Origin of the sequence: Marivibrio sp., assembly GCF_040218065.1 — a bacterium.
Classification (GTDB): domain Bacteria; phylum Pseudomonadota; class Alphaproteobacteria; order UBA8366; family Aestuariispiraceae; genus Marivibrio.
Map to the genome: position 1 here is coordinate 546,769 of NZ_JAVJQE010000013.1, position 15,225 is coordinate 561,993.

Consider the following 15,225-nt stretch of genomic DNA (forward strand, 5'->3'; position numbering starts at 1 on the left):
CAGGATGGGTCATGGCGCGCGCCGGATTAACCGACGCGCTCTGAGATCACTCTTTACGCGGGCTCACGAATGACCGCGCTGCAAGCCGTCCCGGAGATGATCGATAAAAGCGGACGCCCGCGCTTCCAGTCCGACACGCGAGCCCGTCACCGCGAAGATCGACGGCGCCGGAAGCTCGTAATCGGGCAAGACGCGAACCAACGTCCCCTTCGCCTCTTCGGCCCTGGAAATAAAGTCGGGCAAGGTCCCGATCCCCTCCCCCGCGACGAGGAGGTCGCGAAGCACGAGACTGTTTCCAACGCGCACCGCCGGATCCAGCGTCATGTCGATAACGCCTCCCGGGCCGATAAGCGACCACTGCGTTAGATGGTCGGCGAGGAGAAAGCCGATGATCGGATGGCTAGCAAGCGCTTCAGGCCTTTCCGGCGTCCCGTTCCGGGCTGCATAGTCGGGCGATGCGAAGATGCGCTGTCGAACGATTCCGATCTTCCGCGCGATCAGCGTCGAATCCGGCATCGTCGGTCGGATGCGGATGGAGAGATCGAAACCCCCTTCGATCATATCGACGACCCTGTCGTCGAGCGACAGGGTCAGCCGCAGTTTGGGATGCGCGCGCAGGAAGCCGGGCAGCAAGGGAGCGATAGCCGTCTGTCCGAAGGAACTCGGCGCGTTGATCTTCAGATGCCCGCCGACCTCGCCGGCGCCTTTGCGGATACGGTCCTCCACCTGACCGACCGCGGACACGATCCGAAGCGCCTCGTCGTAGAAGACCCGACCGCTTTCGGTGAGCGCCATGCTGCGTGTGCTGCGGGAGAGTAGGCTCGCCCCTAGGCTTTCCTCAAGAAGCTTCACCTCTCGGCTCAACAAAGCCGGCGAGACGCCGAGATCGTCGGCGGCCCGCGCAAAGCTGCCGCGTTCGACGATGCGGCAGAAAGCGTTCATGACCGACAGCTTGTCCATGATCGATTCAAAGCACGATCCCGCCCCCAAGGAAATGTCGCGATAGATTGGAGGTGATGTTGAAGGGGCGGGACGCATACGGCCCCGCCCGCCCGGCCTCACCCCCGCACCACCTCCGACTCCGCGCCCAGCGCCTTGGCGAGCGTGGCGAGGCGGCGCTCGACGACTTCGCCGGCCATGTGGCGCTGGTCGGCCGGAACGTGAAGGCGGATCAGGCCGTCCGCGCGGGCGAGCTCGAAGCGGCTGAGCTGGCGCGTGATCCCGCCCGAGAGCGTGTAGGCGAGACGCATCGCGAGGCCGATGGCCCGCGCCCGCTCGATCTCCTCGCCCGGCAGCAGGGCGCGCACGGTCTCCATCTGCGGGCTGTCGCCGTCCGGCTGACTGTGCCGCGCGGCGACGGCCACCGCGATGAAGGCCCGGCCCGGATGGTCGAGACCGACGACCGGCAGGCGCATGACGCGCATCAGCGCATGTTCCGCGCGATAGTCCGGGTGCTCCCACCGCGCCAGATCGGAGAGCAGGCAGGCGGCGTGCCGCAGTCGGCGCTGTTCCGCGCTCTCGTCCTCGAACAGGGCGGCGATCCAGGAGAAAAGATCCTCGCCGCCGACGACCAGCGCGCGTTCGTGATGGACGATGTGCCGGCAGGCGGTCAGCAGCGGATCCTGCGCGCGTTCGGCCGGCGAGAGACGCTCGAACAGGCAGCCCTCGCGCAGGCCGTGGGCGGAGAACACGACGTCCTTGGGCTGCATCGCCGCGATCACGCGGTTGAGCAGCATCGATGCGTAGGGCAGGGTCTCGATCCGTCGCTTGCTGACGCCGGGGATCTTCTGCAGCGTGCCGGGCGAGAGCTTGGCGATGAAGTCGGAAAACTCCGCCGCCTCTTCCGCGCGGATGCGGTAGTGGTGGATGATGTGCAGCGGATAGCGCTCCTGCTCCATATGCAGGCGCGCGAAGCTGCGCCAGGCTCCGCCGACGACGTAGAAGGTCTTGCCCTTAGCCTTGGGGAGCCAGGAGACGTCGCGCAAGCGCTTGTCGATCAGCTCCTTCGCCTTGGCGGGCTTGGCGACGAGCTTGGCGTCGAGCCTGAGCGGGCCGAGGGGCAGCGTCGCCTGCGCGCCCGTCTCGCCGCCCCCGCCCGCGCCCCCGCCGAGTTCGACCAGCTCCACGCTGCCGCCGCCCAGATCGCCCATCACGCCGTCCGCCTCCGGCGTTCCGGAGAGGACGCCGAGACCGGAAAGCCGCGCCTCCTCCTCGCCCGAGAGCACCTCCACGTCGTGCCCGCAGATCGTGCGCGCCCGATCGACGAAGTCCTGGCCGTTGGCCGCCTCACGCACCGCTGCGGTCGCCAGCAGATCGACCCTGCCCACGCCCATCGCGCGAACCACGTCCATGAAGCGCGGCAGCGCCTCCAGCGCGCGCTCGACCCCTTGCCCGTCCAGCCGGCCGGTGGCGTCCAGATCGCGGCCGAGCCCGCAGAGCAGCTTTTCGTTGAAGACCGGCAGGGGCGCCCGATCGGAGCTTTCATAGACCACGAGCCGGATCGAGTTCGACCCGATATCGACCACCGCGGACGGCGGCGCCTTGGGCGCCTTGAGACGGTCTCGGGAATCGCTGGCCGATGGGGCGGTGATGCTCATCGTAGGGCAAACTGCTCGCTTTAGACGGGACGGGACGGCGAGGCGATCAGCCGGACTTCGCCGCCGGGGCTTTGCGCTTGCGCCCGGCGGCGGCCTTGGCCGCCCCCTTCTTGGCGCCGACGGCCTTGCTCGCCTTGCGCGCCCGGCGGATGGCCTTGCCGCGGCCGGACAGGCTGGGATTGGTCATGAAGAAGACGTGGCAGTTGAAGCCCTTGCCGACGGGCTCGTGGCGTTCGTATTCGCCGGTCGGCTCCAGATCCCAGGTTTGCGCCTCGTCATTGAGGTTGGCGTACATCACCTGCTCCAGGATCTGGCGCTTCACGGTCTGGTTTTGGATCGGCACCAACGACTCGACCCGCCGGTCGAGGTTCCGCGGCATCCAATCGGCCGAGGAGATGAAGACCTCCGCATCCAGCGAGGGCAGACCGTGACCGCGCCCGAAGCAGACGATGCGGCTGTGCTCCAGGAACCGGCCGACGACGCTCTTGACCCGAATGTTCTCGCTCAACCCCTCGATCCCGGCGCGCAGGCAGCAGATGCCGCGCACCACCAGATCGATCTGCACGCCGGCGCGGCCCGCTTCGTACAGCGCGTCGATCAGGTCGCCGTCGACCACGTTGTTGACCTTAACCCAGATCTGCGCGGGTCGGCCGGCCTTGGCGTGCTCGATCTCGGCCTTGATGCCGTCGAGCAGACGCTTGCGCAAGGTGAGCGGCGCGAGCGACAGCCGCTCCATCTCCTCCGGCGTGGCGTAGCCGGTCATGTAGTTGAAGGTGCGCGCTGCGTCGCGCCCCAGCGCCGGATCGCAGGTGAAATAGCTGAGGTCGGTGTAGATCTTGGCGGTGATCGGGTGATAGTTGCCGGTGCCGTAATGGACGTAGGTGCGCAGGCCCGAGCCCTCGCGCCGCACCACCATCGAGACCTTGGCGTGGGTTTTCAGGTCGACGAAGCCGTAGACCACCTGCACGCCCGCGCGCTCCAGATCGCGCGCCCAGCGGATGTTCGCCGCCTCGTCGAAGCGCGCCTTCAGCTCGACCAGCGCGGTGACGGATTTGCCGTTCTCCGCCGCTTCGCTCAGCGCCGCGATGATCGGGCTGTCCTTGCTGGTGCGGTAGAGGGTTTGCTTGATCGCGATGACCGCCGGGTCCTGCGCCGCCTGGCGCAGGAACTGGACGACCACGTCGAAACTCTCATAAGGGTGGTGGACGATGATGTCCTTCGCCCGGATCGCCGCGAAGCAGTCGCCGCCATAGTCGCGGATGCGCTCCGGAAAGCGGGCGTTGAAGGGCTCGAACAGCAGGTCACGCCGTTCGTCGACGATCAGCTGACTGGCGTCCGACAGGCCGAGGATGCCGTCCAACGCGAAGACGTCCTCCGCGTCGGCGTCCAGCTGATCGACCACAAAGTCGCGCAGATCCTCCGGCATCGCCGCTTCGATCTTCAGCCGGATGACGTGCCCGCGCCGGCGCCGGCGCAGCATGCTTTCGAAGGTGCGGACCAGATCCTCGGCCTCTTCGTCGATCTCGACGTCGCTGTCTCGGATCACCCGGAACATGCCCTTGCCCACCACCTCGAAGCCGGGAAACAGCCGATCGAGGTAGAGGCCGATCACCTTTTCCAACGAAATGAAGCGGATCTTCTGACCGGGCAGGCGCACGAACCGATCCAGATTGCTCGGGATCGGCAACAAGCCGTTCATGTGCTTTTCGTCGTCGGGTCGCAACAGCTCCAGCGCCAGCACCAGCCCCTTGTTCGGGATGAACGGGAACGGGTGCGCCGGATCCACCGCGAGCGGCGTCAGCGCCGGGAAGATCTGTTCAAGGAACCAGCCGTCGAGCCATGTGCGCTCCCGGCTCGTCAGGTCGTCGGCCTCCAGGATCTGAACGCCCTTCTTGGCCAGTTCCTTGGTCAGGACGCGCCAGATCTCCTGCTGCTGGTTCATCACCCGCCCGGCCTCTTCGGCGATGGCGGCCAGTTGCTGGGCCGGGGTCAGGCCGTCCTGGCTGGGGGTGGAGATGCCGGCGGCGACCTGCCCCTTCAGACCGGCGGCGCGGACCATATAGAACTCGTCGAGATTGCTCGCCGAAATCGACAGGAAACGCAGGCGTTCCAGCAGCGGATGCTGGGCGTTCATCGCCTCCTCCAACACGCGCGTGTTGAAGGCGAGCCAGCTGAGCTCCCGGTTGATGAACCGCTTGGGGCCGAACTCCTGAACGGACTTGACCGTGCGTCCGGCCTCTTCGATCTGCTCGACGACCTCGCCGGGAGCCGGAACCGGCCCGTCCGCCGCGCCGGCGGGCGGCGGCCGATGGGCGGCGCGCACGGCCTTCTCCTCCGGGTCGGCGGAGACCCCGGCGCTCTGGGCGGCGCCGTCGGCGGCGTCGATGGGGCTGTCGCTGGACGTCACGATTTCGTCTCCCGATCCGGCTATGCTTAAGGTTGACGGGCCTTTAGGTAAAGCCGATGTGTGACAGCTTGATGCACACAGTCTAACACGCCTTCCCCGCCGGGGTCCGCCCCCGCCCTCGATTTTCGACGCGAGACGCGCCGCCCATGCTCACGCTCTTCCTGCTCCGCCACGCCAAATCCAGTTGGACCGACACGGGTTTGAGCGACTTCGAACGGCCGCTGGCCCCGCGCGGTGAAAAGGCCGCGCCCAAGATCGGGGCGTTCATGGCCGGCGCCGGGTTCGAGCCTGACTTCATTCTGTGCTCCAGCGCCCAACGCACCCGCGAGACGCTGGCCCTCGTGCTGCCGCATCTGGGCGGCGACGCGGAGGCGCGCCTGACGCGCGGCGTCTACGAGGCCGACGACGAAGGCGATCTGCTGGCGCAGCTCGCGGCCCTCGACCGCGAGACGCCGGCGCCCGCGCGCGTGCTGCTGATCGGGCATAACCCGGCGATGCAGGACCTCGCGCTGCATCTGACGGGCCGCGGCGTGGAGGCCGACCGCGCCGCGTTGGCGGAGAAGTTCCCGACCGCCGCGCTCGCCGTCCTGACCTTCGATGCGGATCAGGGATGGACGGGGCTGACGGCGCAGTCCGGCCTGCTCACCCATTTCATTCGGCCGAAAGAGCTGACCTGACGCCGCCTTCGCGCGCGTCGTCGCGCCAGAAGGCCGGCGCCGCTTGGAACGTCTCCCAACAGGCCGCCAGCTTGGCGAGGCCCGCTTCGACCCGCGCGGCCTGAAATCCCTCGATCCGGTCGACCGCCTCCGCGTCGAGCCCCTCACGCGGATCATCTGCGCCGGCGAGCTCCTGCAAGAGGCCGTGCGCAACGGCCGCGTCATTCAGGCCGCCCAGGCAGTCCTGAAGCTTCTTCGCCGCCTTCAGCATCGGCTTGCGGGACTCCGCCGGATAGAGGCTTTGAAAGAACTCCAAGGCGTAGCGCAGGTTCTTGATCTCGATGCGAAGCTGGTGCTGCTCCTCGACGGGCAGCGCTGACGGATCGCCCTTGGCGTCGACGAGGATCCTGGCATGGCGCGCGTCCAGCAACTCGGCGGCGAAACGCCCGATCGCGACCGCGTGCGCCTTCGGATTGTCGGTGAAGGCCCAGCCGTCCAGATCGAGGATCAGGCGCTGGCAGCGTTTTTTCTCGAACGCCTTCACCGCCTGCTTGTAACCCGCCTTTCGGCGCTTGCGCGCCTGCGCCTCGATCGCCTGAAGCGCCTCAAGCCCAGGGCCGCCCGGGCGCTCCCGCAGCAGCGGGGCGAGCGTCTCCTCCAGAAAGACGTCCCAGTCGCGGGCCGGGCCGAGCGCCCCCTGCATCCAACGCAGCCGCTTCGCGAGCGGCTTGCGGTGCGCGTCCTCGATGATCGGCTTGAAGGCGCTGAGCGCGGCGCGGGTCCGGCGCACTGCGACGCGCGCCTGGTGCACGCCCTCCGAATCCTCGCCCCGGCGCACCACCGGCTCGTTCGCCAGCAGCTGCGCCGCGCCGCCTGACAGAATCGTCGCCAACGCCTGGCGCGCGCTCATCGTCGGATCGAGGTCGGGAGAGCCGGCCTTCTTGGGCGGGGTCGGCGCGCCGAGAAAGAGCGCGTAGCCGCGCGCGGCCTTGCTGGCCGCGCCGACCGAGAAGCGGACGCGTTCGCGCAGATCATGGGCGAAGGCGAGGAGATCGGCGGGCGAGCCGCCTTTTAGCTCCAACTCAGCCTCGCAGATCGTCTCCGGCGCGGACGCCCCGTCGCTGCGGATCTCGCCGTGGTCGAGCGCGAGTTCGATCAGGCTATCACCCCACTCGATCATCCAGAGCGTGCGCTTGACGTCGGTGGAGAAGACCGGCCGCAGCGATCGCTCGGCGCAGGCCTTACGCACGCGCGTGCGAACGCCGTCATCGCTGATCAGGTCCAGATCCGGCGCGTCGCCGGCGATCGGGGCGTTCACCTCGACGCGCGTCTGAACTCCGCCCGCCGGCCCCGCCGGGGCTTTCACGGTCTGCACGCGCCGGCGCCCCTCCTGGCGCAGGCGTAGGGCCACGCCGGCGTCTTTCAGGGCCAGATCGTCGGTATCGAAATACACCGCAATCAACCGCCGGTTCGCCGCGCGCCCGCGCTTCAGCCGGTGCAGCTGCGGATCGCGACGCAATTTAGCGGCGGCGCGCGCGCCCAACACCAGCTTCAATTCAATTTCCTGCTCGCTCATACCCCTTTTGATAGGAAGGTCGCGCGCCTGCAATCAAACGGAAAAGCCGGCGTCACGAAAAATTCACGCGGTTGAAACCTTTCCGCGACCAGCTTCGAGGGCGACCGGCCGCACCATGTCATCCCAGCCGAAGCGACACGGAGAGTCGGGATCTCGGCGCATGTGCATGGCCCGGGATATCCCGGGTCGACCTGACGGCCGACCGGGCTGACAGGCTTTTTCGAGATTCAGGGGCGGTCGCCCTAAAGCGTCCCCGGAAACGCGCCGCCGTCCAACAGGATGTTCTGACCGGTGATGAAGCCGGACTGCGCGCCGCACAGCCAAGCGCAGGCCTGACCGAACTCGGCCGGATCGCCTACTCGGCCGGCCGGATTGGTGGCGCTGACCTCTGCGCGGACGTCCTCCACCGACCGGCCTTCCTTCTCCGCACGCGCCTTGAGCGTTCCTTTCAGCCGGTCAGTGTCAAACGGCCCGGGCAGCAGGCCGTTGATGGTGACGTTGCAGCGCACCGTCTCGCGGCTCAGCCCGGCGATGAAGCCGGTCAGGCCCGCCCGCGCGCCGTTCGAGAGACCCAATATCGGGATCGGCGCCTTCACCGCCGCCGAGGTGATGTTGACGATCCGACCGAAGCGACGCTCCATCATGCCGTCGACGACGGCTTTGATCAGGAGAATCGGGGTCAGCATATTTGCGTCGACCGCCTTGACCCAATCCTCCCGATCCCAATCGCGGAAGTCGCCGGGCGGCGGACCGCCGGCGTTGTTGATCAGAATATCCGGTGCGGGACAGGCGGCCAGCACCTGCTCGCGGCCCTCGGCGGCGGTCACGTCGCAGGCGACGGGCGTCACCTTCACGCCGTGCGCGGCGGCGATCTCCTCGGCGGTCTTCTCCAGCGTCTCGGCGGTGCGCGCGTTGATCACCAGATCGACGCCTTCCGCCGCCAGCGCCTCGGCGCAGGCCCGCCCCAAACCCTTCGACGCCGCGCAGACGATCGCCGTGCGGCCGTTCAGTCCCAGATCCATTGTCTCGCGTCCTCCTGTTCCGATTTTCCCATGCCATGCGGCGCAAGCGGCCGCTCATCCGCCGCTCATTCGCTCTCGTCCAAGCTCTCCAACGCGCGGCGCGCCAGCGGCAACGTGAGGCCCTTGCGTTCGGCCAACGCCATCCGGTCCAAGCGGTCGACCAGCGACAACGCGGCCTCAAACGTCCGCGGCATGCGGGCGCTCAGATACTCGATCAACTCAGGCGCGACGGGCAATTGACGATCGGCGAACAGCTTCATCAACACCGCGCCCAACAGCGCGTCGTCCGGCGTCCCGAGGGCGACCGACGGCGCCGCCGCCAGGCGCGAGCGCAGATCCGCCGTCCCCATCGTCCAGCGCGCCGGCGCGACGCGCGCGCCCGCCAGCATCGCGCCAGAGCGCTCGCGCAACATGTTGAACAGGTGAAACAGCGCGTCCGGCTCCGCCGCCGCATCAGCTGCGTCGACGGCGACCCAGCGCCGCGCGCCGAGGCGTTCGTCCAATCCCTCGACCCGCAGATCGGCGGCCGACCAGACGGGCGCGCCCGCCGCCTCGGCCCAGACGTGCAGCAGGTGCGTCTTGCCGGAGCCTTCCGGTCCGTAAAGCGTCAGCGCCGGGGCCGGCCAGTCGGGCCATCGGTCGATCCAGGCGACCGCCGCCTCGTTGCAGGGCGCAACCAAAAAGTCCTCGCGCCCGCGCGCAGGGCGGTGCGGAAGAGCGAGGGGCAGTTGTTCGGGTCTGGCGGGCTTCGCGCTCATTGCGCGTCGGTGCGGCGCAGGGTCCAACTGGCGGCGTCCTCGGACAGCGCGATGGTCAGGCCGCGCTGCAACAAGGCCGTCTGCAGCTGATAGATGTCCCCGACATACTCGACGTCGAAGGCCGCCTCGGTGATCGTGGTGCGGATCAAGGTCGCGCTGCGCACGGGCGGCGCGCCCTCCAGCGCGCGTTCGACCGCGACCAGATCGTCAAGGCCGGCGATCGGCGCCGTCATCGCAAGCACGGTGCCGCCCAGGTCGTAGCGCAGCAGATTCTCGCGGGTCCACGCCTCTTCCAGCACGTCGACGACGCGCGCGACCGCATCAGCGCGCGTCGCCTCCTCAACGTCGGGCGGCTCTTCGCCCTCTTTTGCGCGCGCCTCAAGGCTTTCGGCGGGCGGCGGGTCGACGCCGATTACGGTCGAGACCGGGGGCCATCCCGGCGCCGACACGGCGATTGAAATCGACAGTCCGGCGCCCGCCCCCTCACGCGCATGCGCGACGACCGCGCCGCCGGCGCCGTAGCGCGCGGCCAACGCCGCCAAGGCCTCAGAGTCGCCGGCGAGCGCGCCCTGCGCGTCGATCGCCCCGATATCGCCCAGGTCGCCGAGCGGCGCGATCACCGGAACCAGGCCGCCCGGCGCCGCTTCGGCCAGCCACGCGTCAAGCCAGGGATTGGCCCCGCTCCACAGCGTCGGCGCGCCGCCCGACGGCTCGTAGACCGGCGCCACCACCAACGGGCGCGAGCGGGTTTTCGCGTAGGCGATCCCGTCGCGCTGCATCAGACGGCTCACCGCGTCCTCCTGAAAACGCACGGTCAGTTCGGCCAGATAGCGCCCGCCGCCGAACTTCTCCTCCTCGAACGTCACGTCGCGGATCAGCCTTTCAAGCCGGTCGGGTTCGATCTGCGGGAGCCGATCTGCGTCGCGTTCGATCGTCAAGCGTTCGAACAACCGACGGAAGGCGGTGCGCTTGGCTTCGGCGACGCCGGCCTCCTTCGCGGCCACATCGTTCTCGCCGGTGGCGTCGACCTCGACGCCGGCGACGGTGTAGACGCCGGCGTCCTGCGCCAGGGCGGCCGACGCGCCGACGACGCTCAGCGCCAGCGCGGCGCACGTCGCGCACCTGCGGAAGGTCCGCCATAGCCGATGCGTCGTCAGCCCTACCAGCAGCATTGCAAAACGCTCCCTATTCACTATGGTCCGCGGAACTCGGGACGGGACGTCCCCACCCCTTCAGACCCGCGCCATTTATAGCGCGCCGCCCGGCGAGGACGCCAGAGTGGACCCTAACGACCGATCCGCTTCGAACAAGCCCAACGACGCCGGCGCCGGGCGCCTGACCTACGCCGACGCGGGCGTCGACATCGACGCCGGCAATGCGCTGGTCGACCGGATCAAGCCATTCGCCAGGATGACGCGGCGCGCCGGCGCGGACGGCGCGCTCGGGGGATTCGGCGCGCTGTTCGATCCGAAGGCGGCGGGCTATCAGGATCCGATCCTGGTTGCGGGGACCGACGGAGTCGGCACCAAGCTGAAGCTCGCGATCGAGGCGGACAAGCATGATACGGTCGGGATCGACCTGGTCGCCATGTGCGTCAACGATCTGGTCGTCCAAGGCGCCGAGCCGCTGTTCTTCCTGGACTATTTCGCAACCGGCCGCCTGGCCGTCGATACGGCCGCCGCAGTGGTCGAGGGCATCGCCGGCGGCTGCAAGGAGGCCGGCTGCGCGCTGATCGGCGGCGAGACCGCCGAGATGCCGGGCATGTACGCCGACGGTCATTACGATTTGGCCGGCTTCGCCGTCGGTGCGGTGGAGCGGGACCAGTTGCTCGACGGCTCGAAGACGGCCGAAGGCGACGTGCTGATCGGCCTGCCCTCCTCCGGCCCGCACTCCAACGGCTACAGCTTGATCCGCCGGATCGTAGAGCGCAGCGGTCTCGCGCTCGACGACTCGGCCCCGTTCCAACCGGAGACGAGCCTGGGCGCCGCCTTGCTGACGCCGACGCGGCTTTACATTCAAAGCTGCCTCGCCGCGATCCGCGCCGGCGGGGTCCATTCGCTGTGCCATATCACCGGCGGCGGGTTTTACGAGAACCTGCCGCGAGTAACCGGGGCGACGCTGTCCTGTCGGCTCGAGCGGAGTTGGAACGAACCGCCGGTCTTTCAATGGCTCGCCGAAGTCGGTCGCGTCGACGCGCACGAGATGCACCGCACCTTCAACTGCGGCGTCGGCATGGTCTTGGCCGTCGCGCCGGAGCGTGAGGCGGCCGTCAGCGCCGCCCTGGTCGAAGCGGGCGAGTCGCCCGTAAGGATCGGCGAATTGGTCGCGCGCGAAGACGGCCCGGCGGTCTCGATCGCCGGGATCGACGGCTGACCCGCACGACATGGCGCAGGCTCGCAAGCTCAGGGTCGGCGTGCTCCTGTCCGGCGGCGGCACGAATCTTCAGGCGCTGCTGGACGCGTGCGCCGATGCGAGCTTTCCGGCCGAAATCGCCCTCGTCGTCTCCAACAACGAGGACGCGTTCGGCCTGACGCGAGCGCGGCGCGCCGGCGTGGAGACGGCGGTTCTCGACCACCGCCCGTACGCCAAGCGCGAGGAGTTCGAGGCGGATCTGGATCGACTGCTGCGCGGGCATGACGTGGAGGTGATCTGCCTCGCCGGCTTCCTGCGGGTCCTGACGGAAGGCTTCGTGGAGGCCTGGCGCGACCGGATGCTGAACATTCACCCCTCGCTGCTGCCCGCTTATAAAGGGCTGCACACCCACGCCCGCGCGCTCGCCGACGGGGTCGCGACACACGGCTGCACGGTGCATTTCGTGCGCCCGGCGCTCGACGACGGCCCGCTTGTCGTGCAGGCGGAAGTCCCGGTCGAGCCCGGCGACGACGTCGACAGCCTGGCCGCGCGCGTGTTGACCCGCGAGCATGCGATCTATCCGTTGGCGCTGAAACTTCTGGGCGACGGGCGACTGAAGGTCGTCGACGACCATGTCCGGATCGACGGCGCGCCCGGGCCTCTCCGCCTGGGCTGGGAGAGCGTCGACGCCGCCGACCCTCACGGCCGCGCGAGCTGACGTCGAACGACCGAGTTTGCTTGAGCGCCGCCGCGGCATGGGTAAAATCGGCCGCGCCGAACCAAGGCGTTGGAGAAAACCGACGCGCGCGCAACACCTTCGGGGGAAGGATGAAAGGGACGATGGCCATGGCACATGACGAGTTGGAGTTCACCCGCGCGCCGCGCGAAAATCTGCAGACCTATGCGCGGATGAAGAAGCTGATCGTAACCGGCGTTGTGGGGTCGTGCCTGGTGCTGATCATCCTGGCGGCCTGGCTGGTCTGATCGGCCGCCCGCCGCCCGGCGAGCGCAGATCGCAGATCGCAGATTGCGGATACGAAAAACGCCGCCTCGGGAGCCCGAGGCGGCGTTTTCTCGTTCAGCACGCCGACTTGTGCGCGTCGGCGTCAGCCGACGATTTCGACGCCGGCGAAGAAGTAGGCGATTTCGATCGCCGCGTTTTCCGGCGAATCGGAGCCGTGCGCCGAGTTCGCCTCGACGGATTCGCCGAACAGCTTGCGCACCGTGCCCTCGTCGGCGTTGGCCGGGTTCGTCGCGCCCATGACTTCACGGTTCTTCGCGACGGCGCCTTCGCCCTCCAGCACCTGGACCACGACGGGACCCGAAGTCATGAAAGCGACCAAATCGTTAAAGAAGGCGCGCTCCTTGTGCACGGCGTAGAAGGTCTCCGCCTGCTCTTTCGTCAGCCAAAGGCGCTTCTGCGCCACGATGCGCAGGCCCGCCTCTTCGAACATCGCGTTGATTTTGCCGGTCAGGTTCCGGCGGGTCGCGTCAGGCTTGATGATCGACAGGGTGCGTTCGACAGCCATTTCGTCTCGGTCCTCAGTGTCTCGCGGCGGACGTCCCGTGAAGGCGCGTCGGCTCTGGTGGAATTCCGGGAACGCGGGGCCGGCCGATCAGGCCCGCCCCGCAAGCCGCGCGCCTTATAGACGCAGCGTCCGAGCGGGGCAAGCGTTGCAACGCAGCATCGCCCTCGCCCGAGCGCGCGCTTGAGCGACCCTGCGCCGCGGCCCGGTTTCGCGGACGCTTGCAAAGGCGGCGCAACCTGCTATCCCCCGGCGCATGCTGATCCTGCGCGACATCACGCTGCGCGTCGGCGGCCGCGTGCTGCTGGACGGCGCCAGCGCCCAGATCCCCGACGGCCACCGCATCGGCCTCGTCGGGCGCAACGGCACGGGCAAGACGACCCTGTTGCGTCTGATCCTGGGCGATATCGCCGCCGACGGCGGCGAGGTGACCTACGGCGCGCGAGAAAGCGTCGGCGCGGTGGCGCAGGAGGCGCCGGCGGACGATCGTCCGCCGCTGGCCCACGTTCTGGCGGCCGACCGGCGGCTGGCCGCGTTGACCGCCGAGGCCGAAACGGCGACCGACCCTGATCGGATCGGCGAACTGCACGCGCGCCTCGCAGATCTGGGCGCGCACCGGGCGGAGGCGCGCGCCGCGCGCATTCTTTCGGGCCTCGGCTTCAACGAAGCGGCGCAGGCCCGCCCGGTACGCGAGTTCTCCGGCGGCTGGCGCATGCGCGTCGCGTTGGCCGGCGCGCTGTTCGCCGAGCCCGACATCCTGCTGCTGGACGAGCCGACCAACCATCTCGATTTGGAAAGCGCGCTGTGGCTGGAGAGCTACTTGCAGAGCTATCCGCGCACCCTGATCCTGGTTAGTCACGACCGCGGTCTGCTGAACCGGATTCCGACGGAAATCCTGCACCTCTTCGACGGCAAGCTGACGCTCTACACCGGCGGCTACGACGATTTCGAAGCGCTCAGACGTGAACGCCAGGCCCACCAAAAAGCCTTGCAGGCGAAGCAGGAGGCTCAGCGCCGCCATATCATGAGCTTCGTCGACCGGTTCCGCTACAAGGCGTCCAAGGCGCGACAGGCGCAATCGCGCCTGAAGATGCTGGAGCGGATGGAGCCGATCGCCATCGCGGCCGAGGATCCGACCGTCAGCTTCGACCTGCCGACGCCGGAGATCCTGCCGCCGCCCATCGTGGCGCTGGAGGAAGCGAGCGTGGGCTACGATCCGACGAAGCCGGTGCTGCGGCGGCTCAGCCTTCGCATCGACATGGACGACCGGATCGCGCTCCTCGGCGCGAACGGCAACGGCAAGACGACGTTGCTCAAACTGTTCGCCGGCAAGCTGAAGCCGTTGGACGGCAAGATGCGCAAGCCTTCCAAGTTGGAGGTCGGCTATTTCGCGCAGAATTCGATGGAGGAGCTCCACCCGCGGCTCTCAGCTCTGGAGCAGATCCAAGCGCTGGAGCCTATGGCCGCCGAGACCAAGCTGCGCGCGCATCTGGGCCGCTTCGGCTTCCCCCAAGCGATGGCCGACACCAAGATCGCCAAACTCTCCGGGGGCGAGAAAGCGCGCCTCGCGCTGGCGCTGATCTGCCGCAAGCATCCGCACCTGCTGCTGCTGGACGAGCCGACGAACCATCTCGATATCGACAGCCGGCAAGCCTTGATCCAGGCGCTGGCGGCCTACGAGGGGGCGGTCGTGATCGTCACCCATGATCCTTATTTGGTCGACGCCACGGCTGATCGACTTTGGTTGGTGCGCGGCGGCGACGTGAAGCCGTTCGACGGCGACGTCGCCGATTACCGCACGATGCTTGAGCGAGAGCGCCGCGCCGCCCGCGCCGAAGAGAAGGCGGAGGCGAAGGCCGCCGCTGCGGAAGCCGTCGCGCCGGCGGACGAGCCCGTCGCCCCGCCGCCCGCCGCGCCGGCGGCGCCGAAAGCCGACCGCCGCGCCCGCGCGCAGGCGCGCGAAAAGCTGGCCCCGCTGCGCAAGGCGACGAAGGAATTGGAGACGAAGCTCGACCGCCTGAACGCTGAAAAGGCGCGCGTCGACGGGCAATTGGCCGATCCGGCCACCTATGACGGACCGGCCGCTCGATTGAGCGACCTCACAAAACTCTCGAGCGACCTCGCCCGCGCGATCGAAAAGACCGAGGAGGCTTGGCTCGCCGCGCATGAAGCGTTGGAGGCCGCGCAGGCCGACGAGGCCGACGCGTAGGCGAGCCTCACCGACGATGACAAGTGCGTGAGCGATGCGGCCTCGCGCTTGTCAGACGCGCCCCGTCGGCAAATATGGCGAAGCGAGCGCGCGCATCGGCGGAAAGGTCGAGCGCGCCGCAA

Annotated in this window: 13 protein-coding genes; 5 read left to right on the forward strand and 8 right to left on the reverse strand. The window is 68.5% G+C overall.

What is annotated here, in order from left to right:
- Positions 1–63 precede the first annotated feature (63 nt).
- From RIB45_RS14470 to RIB45_RS14480, 3 genes are all read right to left on the reverse strand, one after another.
- Positions 64–960, reverse strand: a complete 897-nt coding sequence (locus RIB45_RS14470; RefSeq protein WP_350051089.1) for a LysR family transcriptional regulator — start codon at positions 958–960, stop codon at positions 64–66.
- 98 nt (positions 961–1,058) lie between these two features.
- Positions 1,059–2,597, reverse strand: a complete 1,539-nt coding sequence (locus RIB45_RS14475) for a Ppx/GppA phosphatase family protein (RefSeq protein WP_350051090.1) — start codon at positions 2,595–2,597, stop codon at positions 1,059–1,061.
- A 46-nt stretch (positions 2,598–2,643) separates the two neighbouring features.
- The gene (locus tag RIB45_RS14480) at positions 2,644–4,842 is read right to left on the reverse strand and encodes an RNA degradosome polyphosphate kinase (RefSeq protein ID WP_502882577.1); all 2,199 of its coding nucleotides are present in this window, start codon (positions 4,840–4,842) and stop codon (positions 2,644–2,646) included.
- Between the two features lie 308 nt (positions 4,843–5,150).
- Between RIB45_RS14480 and RIB45_RS14485 the strand changes: the two genes are divergently transcribed.
- Entirely contained in the window at positions 5,151–5,681 is a 531-nt protein-coding gene (locus tag RIB45_RS14485; RefSeq protein ID WP_350051092.1) for a SixA phosphatase family protein, read from the forward strand.
- On the opposite strand, the gene RIB45_RS14490 is transcribed toward RIB45_RS14485, so the two are convergent.
- From RIB45_RS14490 to RIB45_RS14505, 4 genes are all read right to left on the reverse strand, one after another.
- A complete protein-coding gene (locus RIB45_RS14490) occupies positions 5,656–7,236 on the reverse strand; it encodes a CYTH and CHAD domain-containing protein (RefSeq protein WP_350051093.1) in 1,581 nt (526 codons plus the stop codon). The genes RIB45_RS14485 and RIB45_RS14490 overlap by 26 nt on opposite strands.
- 242 nt (positions 7,237–7,478) lie before the next feature.
- Complete coding sequence (locus tag RIB45_RS14495; RefSeq protein WP_350051095.1) at positions 7,479–8,258, reverse strand: SDR family oxidoreductase; 780 nt, start codon at positions 8,256–8,258, stop codon at positions 7,479–7,481.
- Positions 8,259–8,323: 65 nt separating this feature from the next.
- Positions 8,324–9,016 carry an HdaA/DnaA family protein gene (locus tag RIB45_RS14500; RefSeq protein ID WP_350051096.1) on the reverse strand — a complete coding sequence of 231 codons (693 nt, stop codon included), beginning with the start codon at positions 9,014–9,016 and terminating at the stop codon, positions 8,324–8,326.
- Complete coding sequence (locus RIB45_RS14505; protein ID WP_350051098.1) at positions 9,013–10,188, reverse strand: DUF2066 domain-containing protein; 1,176 nt, start codon at positions 10,186–10,188, stop codon at positions 9,013–9,015. The genes RIB45_RS14500 and RIB45_RS14505 overlap by 4 nt, the downstream gene beginning before the upstream one ends.
- Before the next feature lie 106 nt (positions 10,189–10,294).
- On the opposite strand from RIB45_RS14505, the gene purM reads away from it, so the two are divergent.
- From purM to RIB45_RS14520, 3 genes are all read left to right on the forward strand, one after another.
- A complete protein-coding gene (gene purM / locus RIB45_RS14510; protein ID WP_350051099.1) occupies positions 10,295–11,389 on the forward strand; it encodes a phosphoribosylformylglycinamidine cyclo-ligase in 1,095 nt (364 codons plus the stop codon).
- Positions 11,390–11,399: 10 nt separating this feature from the next.
- Complete coding sequence (gene purN, locus RIB45_RS14515; protein WP_350051100.1) at positions 11,400–12,086, forward strand: phosphoribosylglycinamide formyltransferase; 687 nt, start codon at positions 11,400–11,402, stop codon at positions 12,084–12,086.
- A gap of 122 nt (positions 12,087–12,208) precedes the next feature.
- Positions 12,209–12,352, forward strand: a complete 144-nt coding sequence (locus RIB45_RS14520) for a hypothetical protein (protein ID WP_350051101.1) — start codon at positions 12,209–12,211, stop codon at positions 12,350–12,352.
- Between the two features lie 122 nt (positions 12,353–12,474).
- Here RIB45_RS14520 and ndk read toward each other — a convergent pair whose 3' ends face one another.
- Positions 12,475–12,897 carry a nucleoside-diphosphate kinase gene (ndk, locus tag RIB45_RS14525; RefSeq protein ID WP_350051102.1) on the reverse strand — a complete coding sequence of 141 codons (423 nt, stop codon included), beginning with the start codon at positions 12,895–12,897 and terminating at the stop codon, positions 12,475–12,477.
- A gap of 253 nt (positions 12,898–13,150) precedes the next feature.
- Between ndk and RIB45_RS14530 the strand changes: the two genes are divergently transcribed.
- Entirely contained in the window at positions 13,151–15,103 is a 1,953-nt protein-coding gene (locus tag RIB45_RS14530; protein ID WP_350051103.1) for an ABC-F family ATP-binding cassette domain-containing protein, read from the forward strand.
- Positions 15,104–15,225: the final 122 nt, after the last annotated feature.

What these genes read in the sequence shown, in the direction of transcription:
- RIB45_RS14470 (WP_350051089.1), bottom strand. Translation starts at nt 960, where the DNA reads ATGGACAAGCTGTCGGTCATGAACGCTTTCTGCCGCATCGTCGAACGC.
- RIB45_RS14475 (WP_350051090.1), bottom strand. Translation starts at nt 2,597, where the DNA reads ATGAGCATCACCGCCCCATCGGCCAGCGATTCCCGAGACCGTCTCAAG.
- RIB45_RS14485 (WP_350051092.1), top strand. Translation starts at nt 5,151, where the DNA reads ATGCTCACGCTCTTCCTGCTCCGCCACGCCAAATCCAGTTGGACCGAC.
- RIB45_RS14490 (WP_350051093.1), bottom strand. Translation starts at nt 7,236, where the DNA reads ATGAGCGAGCAGGAAATTGAATTGAAGCTGGTGTTGGGCGCGCGCGCC.
- RIB45_RS14495 (WP_350051095.1), bottom strand. Translation starts at nt 8,258, where the DNA reads ATGGATCTGGGACTGAACGGCCGCACGGCGATCGTCTGCGCGGCGTCG.
- RIB45_RS14500 (WP_350051096.1), bottom strand. Translation starts at nt 9,016, where the DNA reads ATGAGCGCGAAGCCCGCCAGACCCGAACAACTGCCCCTCGCTCTTCCG.
- RIB45_RS14505 (WP_350051098.1), bottom strand. Translation starts at nt 10,188, where the DNA reads ATGCTGCTGGTAGGGCTGACGACGCATCGGCTATGGCGGACCTTCCGC.
- purN (WP_350051100.1), top strand. Translation starts at nt 11,400, where the DNA reads ATGGCGCAGGCTCGCAAGCTCAGGGTCGGCGTGCTCCTGTCCGGCGGC.
- RIB45_RS14520 (WP_350051101.1), top strand. Translation starts at nt 12,209, where the DNA reads ATGGCCATGGCACATGACGAGTTGGAGTTCACCCGCGCGCCGCGCGAA.
- ndk (WP_350051102.1), bottom strand. Translation starts at nt 12,897, where the DNA reads ATGGCTGTCGAACGCACCCTGTCGATCATCAAGCCTGACGCGACCCGC.
- RIB45_RS14530 (WP_350051103.1), top strand. Translation starts at nt 13,151, where the DNA reads ATGCTGATCCTGCGCGACATCACGCTGCGCGTCGGCGGCCGCGTGCTG.